This window comes from Acidimicrobiales bacterium, from assembly GCA_022452035.1.
GTDB lineage: Bacteria > Actinomycetota > Acidimicrobiia > Acidimicrobiales > MedAcidi-G1 > UBA9410.
Genome location: JAKURV010000008.1, coordinates 65,633 through 82,408, shown reverse-complemented (window position 1 = coordinate 82,408; position 16,776 = coordinate 65,633). Strand labels below are relative to the sequence as shown.

The following is a 16,776-nucleotide window of genomic DNA, read 5'->3' as shown; positions in this document are numbered from 1 at the left end:
CGGCCCCAGCACCAGGGCGACCGGTCCGGGTGCCCGGAGTAGGAATCGGCGTTCATCGCCGTAGGAGGCGCCGTCCACGAAGCGGTCGGCTACCGGGGCGGCGGAGGTAGCAAGGACAACGAAGACCGCGGCGGCCAGCGCGAAGGCGGTGTGCACGGCGTCGCCGGTGGTCGCCGCACTCCACGCGGCCAGAGCGGCGACGGCCGGACCCCCGAGGCGGAGCGCGGTCAGGGTCAGCGGCAGGGGGACGAGGGTGGCCGTCAGCCCGGCCGCCCACAGGACCCACAGCGCCACTGAAGCCGTCGAACGGGGCGTGGCGTCCATGTCGTGGAGGGCATCAGCGATCGCCGGTCCTGCCAGGACGGGGAGGAGTAACCAGATCGATCGCAGGCCCCAGACGTCGGCCCACTCGGCCCGCCGCCCTGGTGGTGGGAAATTGCCGAAGAAGGGTGTCGGGCGGTTCACCCGATCAGGCTACGGGCCGGTCGCCGGCCCGAAGCCCGTCGCGGGCCGCCGGTAGAATCGGCTTGTGCAGGACGCGGCGACCCGGATCGACGAGCTTCGAGCCCTGGTGGGATATCACTTTGAGCGTTACCACGCCGAGGACGAGCCGGAGATCCCGGACGCTGACTACGACGCTCTCGTGGTGGAGCTTCGGGCCTTGGAAGCCGAGTACCCGGAACTGGCCACCGACGACTCGCCTACCCGCCGGGTGGGCAGCACCGGACGGTCCACGTTCGACGAGGTGGCCCATCGAGTTCCCCTGCGGTCGCTGGACAACGCCTTTGACATGGATGAACTACGGGCCTGGTCCGAGCGGGTCCTCCGTCGCCTCGACGATGACCCGGTTCCCGCCTGGGCCTGCGAGTTGAAGTTCGATGGCTTGGCCGTGTCGCTGCGCTACGAGGACGGCCACCTGGTACAGGCGGCCACTCGGGGCGACGGCCGGGTCGGAGAGGACGTCACAGCCAACGTCCGCACTATCAACGACGTCCCAGACCGTTTGTCCGACGGGGCACCGGCTGTTGTGGAAGTACGGGGCGAGGTTTACATGGGCCGGTCGGCTTTCGAAGCCCTGAACGCCGCCCAGGCGGCGGCCGGGGAGAGGGCCTACGTCAACCCCCGCAACACGGCGGCGGGTTCGCTGCGCCAGAAGGACGCTGCGGTGACTGCCACTCGGGATCTCTCCTTCTGGGCCTACCAGTTGGGTGAGATGGTCGGCGGCCCCGACCTGGGCTCGCACGGCGACACTCTGGCCTGGCTGTCCACGCTCGGCCTTTCGGTTAACGAGCACCTCCACCGGTTTACCGACTTCGAGGAAGTGGTGGCTCATGTGGCCCGGGTGGAGGACTCCCGACATGACCTGGACTACGAGATCGATGGCGTGGTGGTAAAGGTGGACGATCTGGGGCTTCAGGAGCGGTTGGGGTTCACCGCTCGGGCCCCCCGGTGGGCCGTGGCCTACAAGCTGCCTCCCGAGGAGCGAACCACCCGGCTGCTGGACATCGAGGTGTCGATCGGGCCGGGGGGCCAGGCCACGCCGTTCGCTCGGCTGGAGCCGGTGTTCGTGGGCGGCTCGACGGTCACCGCGGCCACCCTGCACAACGCTGACCAGGTCGGGGAGAAAGATGTCCGGCCGGGCGACCTGGTGGTGGTCCGCAAGGCGGGCGACGTCATCCCTGAGGTACTGCGACCCGTGCTGGCCGAGCGTCCGGAGGGGCTGCGCGAGTGGTCGTTTCCCACGTCGTGCCCGGAGTGCGGTGGCCCGCTGGTCCGCCCGGAGGGCGAGGCGGCCACCTTCTGCACCGACCATTCATGTCCCCGGCAGGTCCGGGGCCGGATCGAGCACTTCTCCTCCCGAGGGGCCATGGATATCGAGGGCTTCGGTGAACAGCGGGTCGACCTGTTCGTAGGCGAGGGCCTCCTCGCCGATGTAGCCGGGATCTACTCGCTGGACTACGACCGGATCGCCGGCTGGGACGGCTTCGGGGAGACGTCGGTTCGCAACCTGCGCGAGGCCGTCGAGGGGTCCCGGGACCGGCCCCTGGGACGCCTGTTGTTCGGGCTGCGGATCCCGCACGTGGGTACCACGGTGGCCGACGCGGTGGCTGCCGCCTTTGGTGATCTGGACGGGCTGGAGGGGGCCTCAATCGAGGACCTGGAGGCTGTCGATGGCCTCGGCCCGGTCATCGCGGCCAGCGTGCACGGCTGGTTGCGTCGACCGTCCAGTCGCGACCTGTTGGACCGCCTGCGGGGTGCTGGGGTGAATCTGGTGGCGGTGCCTGTCGTTGGGGCCGACGTCGAACCCCTGCTGGCCGACATGGCCGTGGTGGTCACCGGCACCCTGGCTGGCTACTCCCGCGATGGGGCGAAGGCGGCCATCGTGGCCCGAGGAGGAACCTCACCGGGCAGCGTGTCGGTCAGGACCACCGCCCTGGTCGCCGGCGAGGGCGGGGGCTCTAAGTTGGCTCGAGCCGAGGAGCTGGGCGTACCCGTTCTCGACGAGGAGGCCTTCGCCCGCCTACTGGATACTGGAGAGTTGCCCGGCTGAGCCGTCCTGGTCGACTGCAGCCGGATTAGCCGTCGACCCGGAAGCACCAGTCGATGTTCGCCGTTCGGTCCGGGTTGCGGACCGGCCAGTAGCGCACGGTGGTGCACACCTCCTGGGCCGGAAGCCGCACCAGGGCCAGGTCGGCACCGGGTCGGAAGATCACCGAGTTGAGCGCCTTCTCGATGCGCTGTTGGTCCACCGGGACCACCGTGCCCCCGATGTGGAGGATTTCGCCCGCCCACCCGGGGGCCAGGATCACTCCGACGTTGGCTTGCGGGAGGACGGTGTCGCCGCGGGGAGGCAAGAGTTCCAGGATCGACGGGTTGGAGTCCACCGAGACGTCACCCGGGTCCCCGGAGGGCAGCAGGACCGTGAGGACCATGATCCCGGCCCCTAACCCGAGCAGAACGCTGATGACAAGGGCGTTCCGGCGAGTCACGGGTGCAGGCTATCCACGGGGTCTGCACGGGTAGCCTCAGGGGGTGACCGACGGACCGTTCGGGGGAGATCCCCGGTTCTCCGCCCACGTCCCCACAGCGAACCCCGGGGGACCGGGCGCGCCCAGCGGGAACATGGTGGGTCGGATGCTGGGTGGCCGCTACCGCCTGGGTAACGCCATTGGGACTGGCGGGTCGGGGACCGTCTACCTGGCCGACGACCTCTCGCTGGGCCGTCAGGTGGCGGTCAAGGTGCTGCATTCCTCGCTGGTAGGTGACGAGGCATTCGTGGACCGCTTCCGGGCCGAGGCCCGCCTGGTGGCTTCACTGGCCGACCCCCACGTGGTGTCGATCTACGACTGGGGGGTCGACGGCCAGGCCTACCTGGTGACCGAGTATCTCGGGGGCGGCAGCTTGCGGAGCATCCTTTCCTCGGGCCGTACCCTGGCCCCTTCGCAGATGCTGACGGTGGCCCTCGAGGCCTGCCGGGCGCTGGATCACGCCCACCGGCAGGGCATCGTCCACCGCGACGTCAAGCCCGCCAACCTGCTTTTTGGCCAAGACTCCCGTCTGCGGATCGCCGACTTCGGCCTGGCTGATGCCCTTACCGGGACCGCCAGTCGGGAGCTGTTCGGCGGCGGTGGGGTGATCGGCACGGCCCGCTACGCCTCACCGGAACAGGCCCAGGGCCTGGCTCTGGATGGTCGGTCCGACGTCTACGCCCTAGCCCTCTGCATGGTCGAGGGCGTCACCGGCCACCTCCCGTTCGTGGCCGAGACCCTGGAGGGCACACTGGCCGCCCGGATCGGACAGAACGTGCCCATTCCCGACGCCCTGGGTCCACTGGTCCCGGTGGTGGCCCACGCCGGTGTTGCCGACCCGGCGAACCGACCGACGGCCCGCGAGCTGGGCCGCATGCTGCTGGACATCGCTGGCCGGATGTCACGTCCCGAGCCCCTACCGCTGGTCGGTCCGGGCGAGGTGGGCGCCTCGCCGGTGCCCGGCGAGCCGACCCGGGCCACTCCGACCGTCTTCCCATCACCTACCGAGCCACCGACACCGGCCCCACCGCCTCCCCGTCCGGTCGGCCCCCGTCGCCGCTGGACCGGCTTGCTACTGGCCGGGATCCTGACCGTCGGCGCGGTGGTTGGTGGTGCCATGCTGTGGGAGGTCAGCCGGCCGTCCCGTCGGGCCGTCCCGTCCCTCGTGGGGTCCTCGGGCGACAGCGCCCGCTCGCTGCTCACCGAGTTGGGGTGGACGGTCGAGACCCGCGACGTCCGGCAGGACGGGAGCGACTCCGGGGAGGTACTCGGCATGCGTCCGGAGGCCGGGACCCGGCTGGCCGCCGGGGAGACGGTCCTTTTGGAGGTGTCGTTGGGCCCGTTGCGCCTGCCTGTTCCCGGCGGGCTGGTCGGGGTGAGCCTGACCGAGGCTGAGCGGGTTTTGACCGACGCCGGCTTAGAAGTGGGTGAAGTGACCCGCACCTCCGACGAGGACGTGCCCGCCGGCCTGGTGCTGGAGGTCCTGGCCTCGGGAGAGCCGGTACCGCAGGGAACCGAGGTGAGCCTCCGGGTGTCCGCTGGACCGCTGCCCCGGCAGGTTCCCGAAGGGCTGGTTGGCCTGATGCCGGCCGATGTGGTGGCCGAGCTGATTGCTCTGCGCCTAGCCCCCACCATGGGAGAGGAGTACGACGAGTGGGTGGTGGCTGGCCGGGTGTCCCGGATCGAGCCCCCTGCTGGTACTCAGCTGTCGGTTGGTGACGACGTACGAGTTGTCGTTTCGATGGGGGCCGTTCCAAGGTCGGTGCCGGCGATAGAGGGGCTGACCCTGGCCGTGGCTGAGAGCCGGCTCCAGGTGGCGGGGTTCCGCAACGTAATAGTCGTGGGCCTGCCCGACACCGGCGGAGACCAGCCGGTAGACCGCAACGCCCTTGTGGTGGCCTCCCAGGACCCGGCACCGGGCCGGCAGAACCAGCCGGACGTCGAGGTCACGATCGTCGTCCAGCCCGGCTGAGCCCTACCCTGCCCTCCCGATGACCGAACGGATCACCCGCGACGACGTAGCCCACGTGGCCGACTTGGCCCGGCTCACCCTGTCTGACGCCGAGCTGGACGCCTTCACTGGCCAACTGGCCGACGTGCTGGACCACGCGGCAGACCTCGACGCCCTGGACCTGACCGACGTTTCGCCGACGGCCCACCCTCTGCCGATGGTTAACGTTTTTCGGGCTGACGTGCCTGGTCCGACCAGCGACCGCGACGAGGTGCTGGCCGCCGCACCGTCGGTGGAGGAGGCGCAGTTCCGGGTGCCCCCCGTCCTCGGGGAGGAGCCGTGAGCGCCCGGGGTCTGGCGGCCGCCGTGCGCTCTGGGGAGCGGTCGGCCCGGTCGGTGGTCGACGAGCACCTGGAGACCATTCGCTCCGGCGAGCCTGAGATCCACGCCTTCAACCTGGTGCTGGCCGACGAGGCGCTCGCTGCGGCCGACGAGGTGGACCGGCGGGTGGCGGCTGGCGAGGATCCCGGCCCGTTGGCCGGCGTTCCGGTGGCCCTAAAGGACAACCTGTGCACCCGCGGGGTGCCCACCACCTGCTCATCGCGGATCCTGGAGGGCTGGCTCCCTCCCTACGACGCCACCGTGGTAGAGCGGCTGGCCGCTGCCGGGGCCGTGGTGGTCGGTAAGACCAACTTGGACGAGTTCGCCATGGGTAGCTCGACGGAGAACTCGGCGTTCGGCGTGACTCGCAACCCGTTGGACCTCACCCGGGTCCCTGGAGGTTCGTCCGGCGGGTCGGCTGCCGCAGTGGCTGCCGGTTTCGCCCCCCTGGCCCTAGGTAGCGACACCGGTGGGTCGATCCGTCAGCCGGCAGCCTTGTGCGGAGTGGTCGGCGTGAAGCCCACCTACGGGGCGGTGTCCCGTTATGGCCTGGTGGCCTTTGCCTCCAGCCTCGACCAGATCGGTCCATTCGCTCGCACGGTCTCCGACGCTGCCTTGCTCCTAGAGGCCATTGGGGGCCACGACCCCAGGGACTCCACCTCCATTCCGGAGCCGGCGGCGAGCCTCACTGAGGTCCTGGACCGGGGCGTTGAAGGCTTGCGGATCGGGGTCATCGAGGAGCTCTCCGGCGACGGCCTTGAGGGCATCGCCGACGATGTGCGGTCCCGCCTGGGTGAGGCCGCCTCGGCCCTGGATGAGGCCGGTGCCACCGTCGAGACCACCTCGGTTCCGTCGACGGTGTACGGCCTGTCGGCGTACTACGTGATCGCCCCGGCCGAGGCCTCATCCAACCTGGCTCGCTACGACGGCGTTCGGTATGGGCTACGGGTTGACGCCCCCAACGCCGGCGACATGAACACGGCCACACGGACCGCCGGTTTCGGTGACGAGGTCAAGCGCCGCATCATGCTTGGTACCTACGCCCTTTCAGCTGGGTACTACGACGCCTACTACGGCAAGTCCCAGAAGGTCCGTACGCTGATCGTGCAGGACTTCGCCCGGGCCTACGAGGAGTTCGACCTGCTCCTCTGCCCGACCGCTCCCACCACGGCGTTCCCCATCGGCGAGAAGACCGCCGACCCAATGACCATGTACCTGAACGATGTCTGCACCATCCCGTCCAATCTGGCTGGGCACCCGGCCATGTCGGTGCCGTTCGGGGTGGGGGACGACGGCATGCCGGTCGGGGTGCAGATCCTGGCCCCGGCCATGGGTGAGCCCACCATGTTCCAGGCCGCCGCCGTGCTTGAGGCCGCGGGGAGCGGGTCGTGAACGCCGAGGCCACCGCCCCGGAGGTCGTCCCCGGCTGGGAGACGGTCATCGGCCTGGAGGTCCACGCCGAGCTGGCCACGGCCACCAAGCTGTTTAGCTCGGCCCCCAACCGGTTTGGCGGCCAGCCCAACACCAACGTCGACCCAGTGTCCCTCGGCCTGCCGGGCTCGCTGCCCGTGCTCAACGAGCAGGCGGTGGAGTTGGCCATCCGGGTCGGCCTAGCCCTGAACTGCCAGGTTCAGCGGTCAGTTTTCGCCCGCAAGAACTACTTCTACCCGGATATGCCAAAGGACTTCCAGATCTCCCAGTACGACCTCCCGATCAACGGAGAGGGCTGGCTGGAACTGCCTGACGGACGCCGGGTGGGCATTGAGCGGGCCCACCTCGAGGAGGACACGGGCAAAAGCACCCATGTGGGTGGGGGAGGTCGGATCCACGAGGCCGGCTACTCGCTGGTCGACTACAACCGGGCCGGCGTTCCACTCATCGAAATTGTCGGTGCCCCAGACCTACGCTCGGCTGAGGAGGCCCGATCCTACGTAGGTGAGCTGCGGGCCATCTTGGTGGCCATCGGCGCCTCCGATGGGAAGATGGAGGAGGGCTCGATGCGGGTGGACTGCAACGTGTCGGTCCGCCCCGTCGGGCAGGCCGAGTTCGGTACCCGTTGCGAAATCAAGAACATCAACTCGCTGCGGTCTCTCGGGCGGGCCATCGGCTACGAGGCCCGCCGGCAGGTCGACCTGATCACCGCCGGGGAGAGGGTCGAACAGCAGACCCGCCACTGGAACGAGGACGAGGGCCGGACGCACAAGCTCCGGTCCAAGGAGGAGGCCTACGACTACCGGTACTTCCCGGAGCCTGATCTGGTCCCGGTGGCGCCGTCCGACGAGTGGATCGACGCCATCCGGGCCGCCCTGCCCATGCTTCCCAGGGAACGCCGACTCCGTCTGGCCGAGGCGGCCAGCGTCGACACCGAGGCAGCCGCCCTAACCGTGGAGCGGGGGCTAGACGACCTCGCAGTGGACGCCATCGCCGAGGGAGCTGCTGGCCCCCGGGTCCTAGTCCACGCTGAGAACAACCTGGCCGACGGTGCGGGGAGGCTGGACGCTGCCTCGTTCGCCGCCCTGGTCAAAATGGAGACCGGCGGCGACCTGACGGCCACCCAGGCCAAGACAGTGCTGTCCACCCTGGTGGCCGACGGGGGCGACCCGGCGATCGTGGCCACCGATCTGGGCTTCGAGGCAATGGAAATTGGAGAGATGGAGGCCCTCGTGGACCGCCTGATCGCCGAGCACCCGGACGACTGGGCGGCCTTCACCTCAGGCGACGAGCAGGAACGGAAGAAGAAGTCCGGCTTCTTCGTCGGCCAGGTTATGAAGGCCACCGGCGGGCAGGCCGACGGTCGGGCCGTCAACGAGTTGCTGGCCCACCGAGCCCGTTCCTAGCGCTCGGCACCCACCACCTGCCAGCGGTGGCCGGCGAAGCGACGGATGAACAGGGCTGAGCGGGCGGCCATGAACAGCCAGATGGCGGCCCAGAGCCAACCGATCCCGAGGCCGGCCAGCCGCCCGCTGACCATGGCGGCCACAGCCAGGACCGCTGAGGCGGCCATAGCCCGGGCCATAAAGCGCTCGTCGCCGGCACCGATCAAGATCCCATCCAGGGCAAACGCCACCCCGCCGAGGGGTGCCATGAGGGCGACGTGCAGGAGCAGGAATCCGGCCAAGCCCACCACGTCAGGGTCGCCGGAGAACGCCCCAGCAACCAGTCCACGGGTTATCAGGAGCATCAGGCCGATCAAAGCGCCCGTGGCCACTGACCAGCCGATGACCCGTCGCCCCAGCCGGCGGGTACCCGAAACCTCACCGGCTCCCAGGAGGTTCCCGACCATGGCCTGGGCGGCGATAGCTACGGCGTCCATGATGAGGGCTGACGCCATCCATACTTGGAAGGCGATCTGGTGGGCGGCTACGTCGACCCGGCCGATCCGGGCCGCCACCGAGGTGCCAACTAGGAACGTGCCGGTCAACGAGAGGTTGCGGACCAGCAGGCGACCACTGACTACCAGCAGCCGCCGGATCGACCTGGCGCGGGGCACCAACGAGGCGTGGTTCCGTCGGACAGCGCGTCCCACCCAGGCCAGGTAGCAGGCGGCGCCCAACCACTGAGCTACGACGGTGGCGGCCGCCGAGGCGCCTATGCCGTACCCGAGGCCCACGATGAGGACGAGTTCTACAACCAGGTTCAGAACGGCCGTGCCGACCGCCACCTGGAGGGGCCGCAAGGTGTCCTTGAGCCCCCGCAGGTACCCCACGCCGGCCAGCATGACCAGCATGGCCGGGGCACCCAGCAGGCTGATCCGTAGGTAAATACTGGCCTGGCCGGCTACGTCACCTTCTGCCCCGACCAGGGTCACAATCCGGTCGGCCAGGGCGATGCCGGTGGCGGCCAGCACCACCCCGAGGGCGAGGGCCAGCCAGAGTCCCTGGACGGCCTGGTCAGCGGCCCAGCGGTGCTCACCGGCACCGCTCAGCCGAGCCACGGTGGCCGTCGTCCCGTAGGCCAAGAACACGCAGAGGCCATAGCCGAACATCAGGAAGCCCGACGCCACCCCCAGCCCGGCCAGCGGCGCCGTGCCCAGGTGACCTACCACCGCGGTGTCGGCTAGCACGTACAGCGGCTCGGCCACCAGGGCCCCGAGGGCCGGAACGGCCAGGCGGAATAGCTCCCGATCGTCGGACCGGAAGTGGGGGCGGGAAGCCATCGGGCAAGGGTAGGTCCGGTGGTCGGAGAGACCGCCGCACGGAGGCGCCCGTGGGAGGGCATTTCGACCGGGGGTGAAGGCCCCGGTGGGCGTAGCCTGCAGGTCCATGACGGACGCCATCCACGGGGGGATGAAGCCCCGCAGCCACGAGGTCACTGACGGTCCCAGCCGCGCCCCCGCCCGGGCCATGCTCCGGGCCATCGGCATGACCGAGGACGACTTCTCCAAAGCCCAGGTGGGTGTGGCGTCGTCGTGGAACGAGGTCACCCCCTGCAACATGCCGCTGGATGCCCTGGCCAAGCGGTGCAAGGCAGGGGTGGTGGAGGCCGGCGGGTTCCCGATCGAGTTCAACACCATCGCAGTCAGCGACGGCATCTCGATGGGCCACGAGGGAATGCGGGCCAGCCTGGTGAGCCGCGAGATCATCGCCGACTCCGTCGAGGCGGTCATGCACGCTGAGCGCTTAGACGCCTTCGTGAGCTTCGCAGGCTGCGACAAGTCGCTCCCAGGAATGCTTATGGCGTCGGCCCGCATCAACCTGCCGTCGGTTTTCGTCTACGGCGGATCGATCATGCCTGGCGAGCACCACGACGGCCGCAAGTTGGACGTGGTCAGCGTGTTCGAAGCGGTCGGCGCCCATGCGGTGGGCGACATCGACGACGACGAGTTGCTGGCCATCGAGCGGGCTGCCTGCCCGACGATCGGCAGTTGTGCTGGCATGTTCACCGCCAACACCATGGCCTCGGTAGGCGAAGCCATCGGGATGTCGCTCCCCGGCTCGGCCTCGGCGGCTGCCATCGACGACCGACGGGCCGACGTGGCGTTCGCCAGCGGCCATGCCGTGATGAACCTCCTGCGCCAGGGCATCCGACCCCGCCAGATCATGACCAGGGGGGCTTTCGAGAACGCCATCGCCGTAGTCATGGCCCTCGGCGGCTCGACAAACGCCGTGCTCCACCTGATGGCCATCGCCTTCGAGGCCGGAGTGGAGTTGGAGCTGGAGGACTTCAACCGGGTGGCCGCACGGGTGCCCCACCTGGCTGACACCAAGCCGCACGGCAACTACCACATGGTGGACATAGACCGGATCGGTGGCGTACCGGTCGTCATGCAGATGCTCCTAGATGAGGGCCTCCTGAACGGCGAAGAGGTGACGGTCACCGGACGAACGGTGGCCGAGAACTTGGCCCTACTGGACGTACCGGCCCCCGACGGGGAGGTCATCCACGCCTTCGATGACCCGATCAACGAGGTGGGTGGCCTGGCCATCCTGCGGGGGACACTGGCCCCGCAGGGCTCGGTGGTCAAGGTGGCCGGCTTGGACTTCGACCACTTTGAGGGTCGGGCTCGGGTGTTTGATGGCGAGGACCTGGCCATGGAGGCCGTGCTGGCCGACCGGATCGAGGCCGGCGACATCGTGGTGATCCGCTACGAGGGACCTAAGGGCGGCCCGGGAATGCGCGAAATGCTGGCTATTACCGGCGCCATGAAGGGTGCCGGTCGCGGCGGCGACGCAGCCCTGGTCACCGACGGCCGGTTTTCCGGCGGAACCCACGGATTCTGCGTGGGCCACGTGGCACCAGAGGCCGTTGACGGCGGTCCGATCGCCCTAGTTGAGGAGGGCGACCGGATCCTCATTGACGTCGGGACCCACACCATCGATCTGCAGGTCGACGAGGTCACGCTGGCCGACCGACGGGCGAACCTAAAGCCGTTTGAGCCTCGCTACCGGTCCGGCTTCCTGGCCAAGTACGCCGCTCTGGCCCAGGGGGCGGAGAAGGGCGCCGTCACCCAGGCCTAGCCCGAGCGGTTCCCTGTCTGGTCAGGACCCGTCCCACAGCCCGAAGGAACGGGCAGCGGAGAGCATGGTCCACGGCTCGGCTGTGGCGGCTGCCGTGGACGACTGCCGGGCCACCCACCGAGGAACTTCGAGCAGCGCCTCCCGGGGCACCTCCAGGCCGTCCCGCGGGGCCACGGCACAGGTCGGGAGGCGAGACAGGGCCTCGGCCATGGCCGCTCCATCCTCGTAGAACGAGGGGTCGTGGAGCTGGTGCCATTTGTCAGCTCCCATGACCACCACGTCGTAGCCATCGGCCAGGTCGGCCACAAGGCGAGCGTCGACCACGTTGACCTCTAGCCAGGCGTGGTCGGTGGCCACCTGGTCGAGCACCGTCCGGCGCTCCTCCACGGTGGTCCGGCCTCGTTCTTTACCCAGCGGATGGCGAGACAGTGTCCAGACCACACGATCCAGGCCGTGGCGGCGTCGGGCGGCGTCAGCCACGGCCAAATGGGCCAGCGTCGGAGGGTCGAAGGACCCCGGGTAGACACCGTGTCGCACGGCCCCATGGTGGTCGACGGGCCCGTAATCGCGTGGCACCGGTGGTCCGATCAACCGGGCAGGTTGTGGTCACTAGGACTGTCGGCGCATAATTACGGTCCATGCGGCCGTTCCCGACCTCCCCGACCCCCGAGGTAGCGGTACTGCCGTAGGCACGCGCCCCTCCGCCCGACGGTTGCGTGCCTCGACCTCCCGATGAGGGAGGTCGTTTCGCTTTTCACCCGGTCCCCCAAAAGATCATGAGTCCCATGGCCACAGAACAGATGGACGGCGGTCGAGCCTTGATCCGCGCCCTCGAGGAGGAGGGCGTTGAGGTCATGTTCGGGCTGCCCGGCGGAGCGATCCTGCCGGTCTACGACCCGATCATCGACTCGTCGATTCGCCACGTCCTGGTCCGCCACGAGCAGGGCGCCGGCCACATGGCCGAGGGCTACGCCCAGGCCACGGGCCGACCCGGCGTGGCCATGGTGACCAGCGGGCCGGCGGCCACCAACATCGTTACCCCGCTGTGTGACGCGTACCTCGACTCGATTCCCATGGTGGTCATCACCGGCCAGGTTCCCTACCCGGCGATCGGCACCGACGCCTTCCAGGAGTGCGATACGACGGGCATCACCCAGTCGATCACCAAACACAATTTCCTGGTCACCGAAGCCCAGGACATCCCGCGCACCATCAAGGAGGCGTTCCACATCGCCACCACGGGCCGTCCAGGTCCCGTTTTGGTGGACGTCCCGAAGGACATCGTGGACCCCGGCAACCCGCGGTCGGCCATGACGTGGACCGACGACGTCCAGATCGACCTCCCCGGCTACCACCCACTGGTGGAAGTCGACCCGGAAGGCATCCGAGCTGCCGCCGACCTCCTGCGGGGAGCCGAGCGGCCCGTGTTGTACGTGGGCGGCGGGATCCTCAAGGCACGGGCCGTCGAGGCCCTTCGGGAGCTAGCCGAGCTGACCGGCATCGGTGTGGTCACCACGCTCATGGCCCGAGGCGCCTTCCCAGACAGTCACGAGTTGTGCCTGGGCATGCCCGGCATGCACGGAAACTTCACCGCGGTCACCGCCATGCAGGAGTCCGACCTGCTGGTCGCTCTGGGTGCCCGCTTCGACGACCGGGTGACCGGCAAGTTGGACGGCTTCGCTCCCGAGGCCAAGGTCATTCACGTCGACATCGACCCGGCCGAACTAGGCAAGGTCCGTCGTCCTGACGTGGCTATACGCGGCGACGTCCGGGTGGCCATCGAGGCGCTGGTCGCCGAACTGTCGGCCAATGGCACCGGCGACGTGGATCGGGGGGCCTGGCGCTCCCGGATAAGCGGTTGGCAGGAGCGGTTCCCTCTGGCCTACGAGCCGTGGGCGCCGGGCGAGGCCCTGAAGCCCCAGCACGTCATTGAGTGCCTGCGGGACGCCACGCCGGACGACACCATCGTCTCCTCGGGCGTCGGCCAACACCAAATGTGGGCCAGCCAGTACTGGAAGTTCGACCACCCGTACACGTGGATCAACTCGGGTGGCCTGGGGACAATGGGCTTTGCCATCCCGGCGGCTATCGGCGCCAAGGTGGCCCACCCAGACCGCATGGTGTGGGCCGTAGACGGCGACGGCTGCTTCCAGATGACCGGCCAGGAACTGGTCACGGCCACAGTCGAGAACATCCCTATCAAGGTCGCGTTGCTCAATAACTCCTACCTGGGGATGGTCCGCCAGTGGCAGGAGATGTTCTACGACGAGCGCTACTCGGAGGTGTTCCTGTCCAAGGACGTCCCCGACTACCGGATGTGGGCCGAGTCCATGGGGTGCGAGGCCATGCGGGTCGACGATCCCGACGAAGTCGAGGGGGCCATTGCCAAGGCCAACGAGGTGGACGACCGCCCGGTGGTTATCGACTTCCGGGTGGCCGCCGAGGAGAAGGTCTACCCCATGGTCCCGTCTGGGGCCTCGAACTCCGATTTGGTTGTGCCACCGTTCCAGCAGGACCAGCCCCGATGAACGTCCCGGCGCCCGAGTACCGGTACCACACGCTGGTCGTGAAGGTGGAGAACAGATCCGGCGTGCTGGCCCGGGTGGCCTCCCTGTTTGCCCGACGGGCCTTCAACATCGAGTCGCTGGCCGTGGCGCCCACCGATGACGAGCGGTTCAGCCGGATCACCGTGGTGGTCGACCTGGAGTCAGCCCCGCTGGATCAGGTCATCAAGCAGTTGGACAAGTTGGTGAACGTGGTTGAGATTCGCGAGTTGCACCCCGGGCACGCCGTGGAGCGAGAGCTCATGCTGGTCACGGTGACCGCCGAACCGGACCGCCGGGACGAGATCGTGGAGCACCTGGACCGGGCCGGGGGCAAGGTGCTGAGCGTCGGAACCGACCACATGATGCTGTCTCTAGTCGGCCCGCCTGGTCGGGTGGACGACTTCGAGGATCTGATGCGCCCGTTCGGGATCGTGGAACTGCAGCGGACCGGCCGTGTGGCCCTGGCGTCACTAGACGACGTCGCTGACTGACTACCAGCCCGCCGGTCCGCCTTGCCGGACCATGGGCCATCGAAAACAACCAGAAACAACCCAGAGAACAGCCAGGAGAACCCCGTGGCAAACGTTTACTACGAGATCGACGTTGACCGTTCGGCGATCGCCGAGCGAAAGGTGGCCATTCTGGGTTACGGCTCCCAGGGCCACGCGCACGCCCTTAACCTGAAGGAGTCCGGAATCGACGTGTGTGTCGGCCTACGCGACGGCTCCTCGTCGGCGGCTAAGGCAGCCGAGGCCGGCCTGGAGGTGCGGTCCCTCTCTGATGCCTCGGCCTGGGCCGATGTGATCATGATCCTGTTACCCGACACCGATCAGGCTGCCGTCTACGAGGAGTACATCGCTCCGAACTTGTCGGCCGGCGACGCCCTAGCCTTCGCCCACGGTTTCAACATCCGGTTCGACCTGATCGACCCGCCGGCCGACGTGGACGTGATCATGATTGCCCCCAAGGGCCCCGGGCACCTGGTGCGTCGGACCTACGAGGAGGGTGGCGGCGTTCCCTGCCTGATCGCTGTGGAGCAGGATCCGACCGGGGGCGCCAAGGCCCTGGCACTGGCCTACGCCGACGGCCTGGGAGGTGCTCGGGCCGGGGTGATCGAGACCACGTTCACCGAGGAGTGCGAAACCGATTTGTTCGGTGAGCAGGTGGTGCTGTGCGGAGGCATGACCGAGCTGGTCCGGAGCGCTTTCGACACCTTGGTGGACGCCGGGTACCAGCCGGAGATCTGCTACTTCGAATGCCTCCACGAGTTGAAACTCATTGTGGACTTGATGTACGAGCAGGGCATCGGCGGTATGCGCTACTCAGTGTCAGACACCGCAGAGTACGGCGACCTTTCCCGTGGGCCCCGGGTGGTAGACGACAAGGTGCGAGCCACCATGAAGGAGATCCTGGGGGAGATCCAGAGTGGCAGGTTCGCTGAGGAGTGGGTGGCCGAGGCTCACGGTGGCCGCGAGAACTTCTACCGGCTCGAGGAGGAGGGCAAGGCCCACCGCATCGAGCAGGTTGGTGCCGAACTGCGGGCCATGATGCCGTGGATCAGCGCCGGCAAGGTTTCGGTTCAGGAGGCCTCTGGCGGCCAGGGTTAATCCCGGGGTCCGATCCGCCGGGGCGGGTCGGTGGACGGTCAGCTCAGCCGCTGGACCACCATGGCCATGCCCTGGCCCCCGCCAACACACATGGACTCCACGCCGAACTCCTTGTCGGCGTCCTCCAGGCCATTGAGAAGGGTGGTCATGATGCGGGCGCCGGTCATGCCGAACGGGTGGCCGAGGGCGATGGCCCCGCCGTTCACATTCAACTTGTCGAGGTCGATCCCGACCTCGTTGGCCGACGGCAGAACCTGAGCGGCGAAAGCTTCGTTGATCTCGAACAGGTCGATGTCGTCTGGGGTCATACCGGCCCGGCTGAGGGCCTGGCGGATGGCCTGGATGGGCCCGAGGCCCATGATCTCAGGGTTCAGGGCTGATACGCCCGACGAGATGATGCGGGCCAGGGGCCTGATCCCCAACTCCTCGGCCCGGGATTCGCTCATCACCACCACGGCAGCTGCGCCGTCATTGAGCGGGCAGGCGTTGCCGGCTGTCACCGTGCCGTCGGGCCGGAACACCGGGTTCAGCTGGGACACCTTCTCGTAGGTGGTGCCGGCCCGGATGCCGTCGTCGGTGGCGGCCACCGAGCCATCGGGAAGGGTGTATGGCGAGATCTCCCGCTCGAAGAAGCCACGGTCCTGTGCGGCCTCAGCCCGGTTCTGTGATCGGACGCCCCACTCGTCCTGGGCTTGGCGGGACACGCCCTTGTGCTGGGCCACGTTCTCTGCCGTTTGGCCCATGGCGATGTAGATGTCGGGAAGCCCCTCGGGGGCGGTCCAATCACCGGCCTCGTCGCCGGACCGGTCGGCTGTGCGGCCCTCGGCATCGGCGAACCGGGGGTTGTGGGGACCGTTGTCAGACACGCCGTACTGGAAGCGGCTCACACACTCCACTCCGCCCGAAACGAAGGCGTCGCCCTCGCCGGCCCGGATTGCGTGGGCGGCCATGCGGATGGTCTGGAGAGAGGAGGAGCAGTACCGGTTCACGGTGGTGCCCGGGGCCTCTAGGCCTGCCAGCAGGCCGGCCACTCGGCCCAGGTTGTAGCCCTGCTCGCCGCCCGGCTGGGCGGTGCCCCAGATGACATCCTCGACTTGGTCGCGGGGAAGCTCGGGGACCTTCCCGAGCACGTCGTTGATGACAAAGGCGGACAGGTCGTCGGGGCGGGCCTCGACGAGGCTTCCCTTACCGGCTCGTCCGATGGCGGTTCGGCTGGTGGCGACGATGACGGCTTCGGCCATGGGGGTGGTCCTCTCGCTGGGGACCGTCGGGTAGCGACGGTCCGATGGGCTACCGACCGGTAAC

General features: G+C 68.5%; 14 protein-coding genes. 9 read left to right on the top strand and 5 right to left on the bottom strand.

What is annotated here, in order from left to right; translation table 11 throughout:
- On the bottom strand, positions 1–465 hold a 465-nt coding region (locus MK181_04525), incomplete at its 3' end, for a hypothetical protein (GenBank protein ID MCH2419065.1).
- 64 nt (positions 466–529) lie between these two features.
- Here MK181_04525 and ligA point away from each other — a divergent pair.
- Entirely contained in the window at positions 530–2,551 is a 2,022-nt protein-coding gene (ligA, locus tag MK181_04520; GenBank protein ID MCH2419064.1) for an NAD-dependent DNA ligase LigA, read from the top strand.
- 25 nt (positions 2,552–2,576) lie between these two features.
- Here ligA and MK181_04515 read toward each other — a convergent pair whose 3' ends face one another.
- Positions 2,577–2,990, bottom strand: a complete 414-nt coding sequence (locus MK181_04515; protein MCH2419063.1) for a hypothetical protein — start codon at positions 2,988–2,990, stop codon at positions 2,577–2,579.
- A 43-nt stretch (positions 2,991–3,033) separates the two neighbouring features.
- Here MK181_04515 and MK181_04510 point away from each other — a divergent pair, with 43 nt between their 5' ends.
- Genes MK181_04510 through gatB form a run of 4 tightly spaced genes read left to right on the top strand, consistent with a single transcriptional unit; the run spans position 3,034 to position 8,198 of the window.
- Positions 3,034–5,001, top strand: a complete 1,968-nt coding sequence (locus tag MK181_04510; GenBank protein MCH2419062.1) for a PASTA domain-containing protein — start codon at positions 3,034–3,036, stop codon at positions 4,999–5,001.
- Between the two features lie 19 nt (positions 5,002–5,020).
- Complete coding sequence (gene gatC, locus MK181_04505) at positions 5,021–5,323, top strand: Asp-tRNA(Asn)/Glu-tRNA(Gln) amidotransferase subunit GatC (protein ID MCH2419061.1); 303 nt, start codon at positions 5,021–5,023, stop codon at positions 5,321–5,323.
- Entirely contained in the window at positions 5,320–6,753 is a 1,434-nt protein-coding gene (gene gatA / locus MK181_04500) for an Asp-tRNA(Asn)/Glu-tRNA(Gln) amidotransferase subunit GatA (protein MCH2419060.1), read from the top strand. The genes gatC and gatA overlap by 4 nt, the downstream gene beginning before the upstream one ends.
- Positions 6,750–8,198: an Asp-tRNA(Asn)/Glu-tRNA(Gln) amidotransferase subunit GatB gene (gatB, locus tag MK181_04495; GenBank protein ID MCH2419059.1), complete on the top strand. Its 1,449-nt coding sequence runs from the start codon at positions 6,750–6,752 to the stop codon at positions 8,196–8,198. Before gatA ends, gatB begins: the two co-directional genes overlap by 4 nt.
- Here gatB and MK181_04490 read toward each other — a convergent pair.
- Entirely contained in the window at positions 8,195–9,517 is a 1,323-nt protein-coding gene (locus MK181_04490; protein ID MCH2419058.1) for an MATE family efflux transporter, read from the bottom strand. The two genes, gatB and MK181_04490, sit on opposite strands and share 4 nt — an antisense overlap.
- Positions 9,518–9,623: 106 nt before the next feature.
- On the opposite strand from MK181_04490, the gene ilvD reads away from it, so the two are divergent.
- Entirely contained in the window at positions 9,624–11,318 is a 1,695-nt protein-coding gene (ilvD, locus tag MK181_04485) for a dihydroxy-acid dehydratase (GenBank protein MCH2419057.1), read from the top strand.
- Positions 11,319–11,339: 21 nt separating this feature from the next.
- Here ilvD and MK181_04480 read toward each other — a convergent pair whose 3' ends face one another.
- Entirely contained in the window at positions 11,340–11,855 is a 516-nt protein-coding gene (locus tag MK181_04480; GenBank protein ID MCH2419056.1) for a hypothetical protein, read from the bottom strand.
- A gap of 248 nt (positions 11,856–12,103) precedes the next feature.
- On the opposite strand from MK181_04480, the gene ilvB reads away from it, so the two are divergent.
- From ilvB to ilvC, 3 genes are all read left to right on the top strand, one after another.
- Positions 12,104–13,846, top strand: a complete 1,743-nt coding sequence (ilvB, locus tag MK181_04475) for a biosynthetic-type acetolactate synthase large subunit (GenBank protein ID MCH2419055.1) — start codon at positions 12,104–12,106, stop codon at positions 13,844–13,846.
- Positions 13,843–14,355, top strand: a complete 513-nt coding sequence (gene ilvN, locus MK181_04470) for an acetolactate synthase small subunit (protein ID MCH2419054.1) — start codon at positions 13,843–13,845, stop codon at positions 14,353–14,355. The genes ilvB and ilvN overlap by 4 nt, the downstream gene beginning before the upstream one ends.
- Before the next feature lie 84 nt (positions 14,356–14,439).
- A complete protein-coding gene (gene ilvC, locus MK181_04465; GenBank protein MCH2419053.1) occupies positions 14,440–15,471 on the top strand; it encodes a ketol-acid reductoisomerase in 1,032 nt (343 codons plus the stop codon).
- A gap of 38 nt (positions 15,472–15,509) precedes the next feature.
- Here ilvC and MK181_04460 read toward each other — a convergent pair whose 3' ends face one another.
- The gene (locus tag MK181_04460; protein ID MCH2419052.1) at positions 15,510–16,712 is read right to left on the bottom strand and encodes an acetyl-CoA C-acetyltransferase; all 1,203 of its coding nucleotides are present in this window, start codon (positions 16,710–16,712) and stop codon (positions 15,510–15,512) included.
- Positions 16,713–16,776: the final 64 nt, after the last annotated feature.

Coding starts and splice junctions, on each gene's coding strand:
- gatC (MCH2419061.1), top strand. CDS start 5,021: ATGACCGAACGGATCACCCGCGACGACGTAGCCCACGTGGCCGACTTG.
- ilvB (MCH2419055.1), top strand. CDS start 12,104: ATGGCCACAGAACAGATGGACGGCGGTCGAGCCTTGATCCGCGCCCTC.
- MK181_04460 (MCH2419052.1), bottom strand. CDS start 16,712: ATGGCCGAAGCCGTCATCGTCGCCACCAGCCGAACCGCCATCGGACGA.
- MK181_04490 (MCH2419058.1), bottom strand. CDS start 9,517: ATGGCTTCCCGCCCCCACTTCCGGTCCGACGATCGGGAGCTATTCCGC.
- ilvD (MCH2419057.1), top strand. CDS start 9,624: ATGACGGACGCCATCCACGGGGGGATGAAGCCCCGCAGCCACGAGGTC.
- ilvN (MCH2419054.1), top strand. CDS start 13,843: ATGAACGTCCCGGCGCCCGAGTACCGGTACCACACGCTGGTCGTGAAG.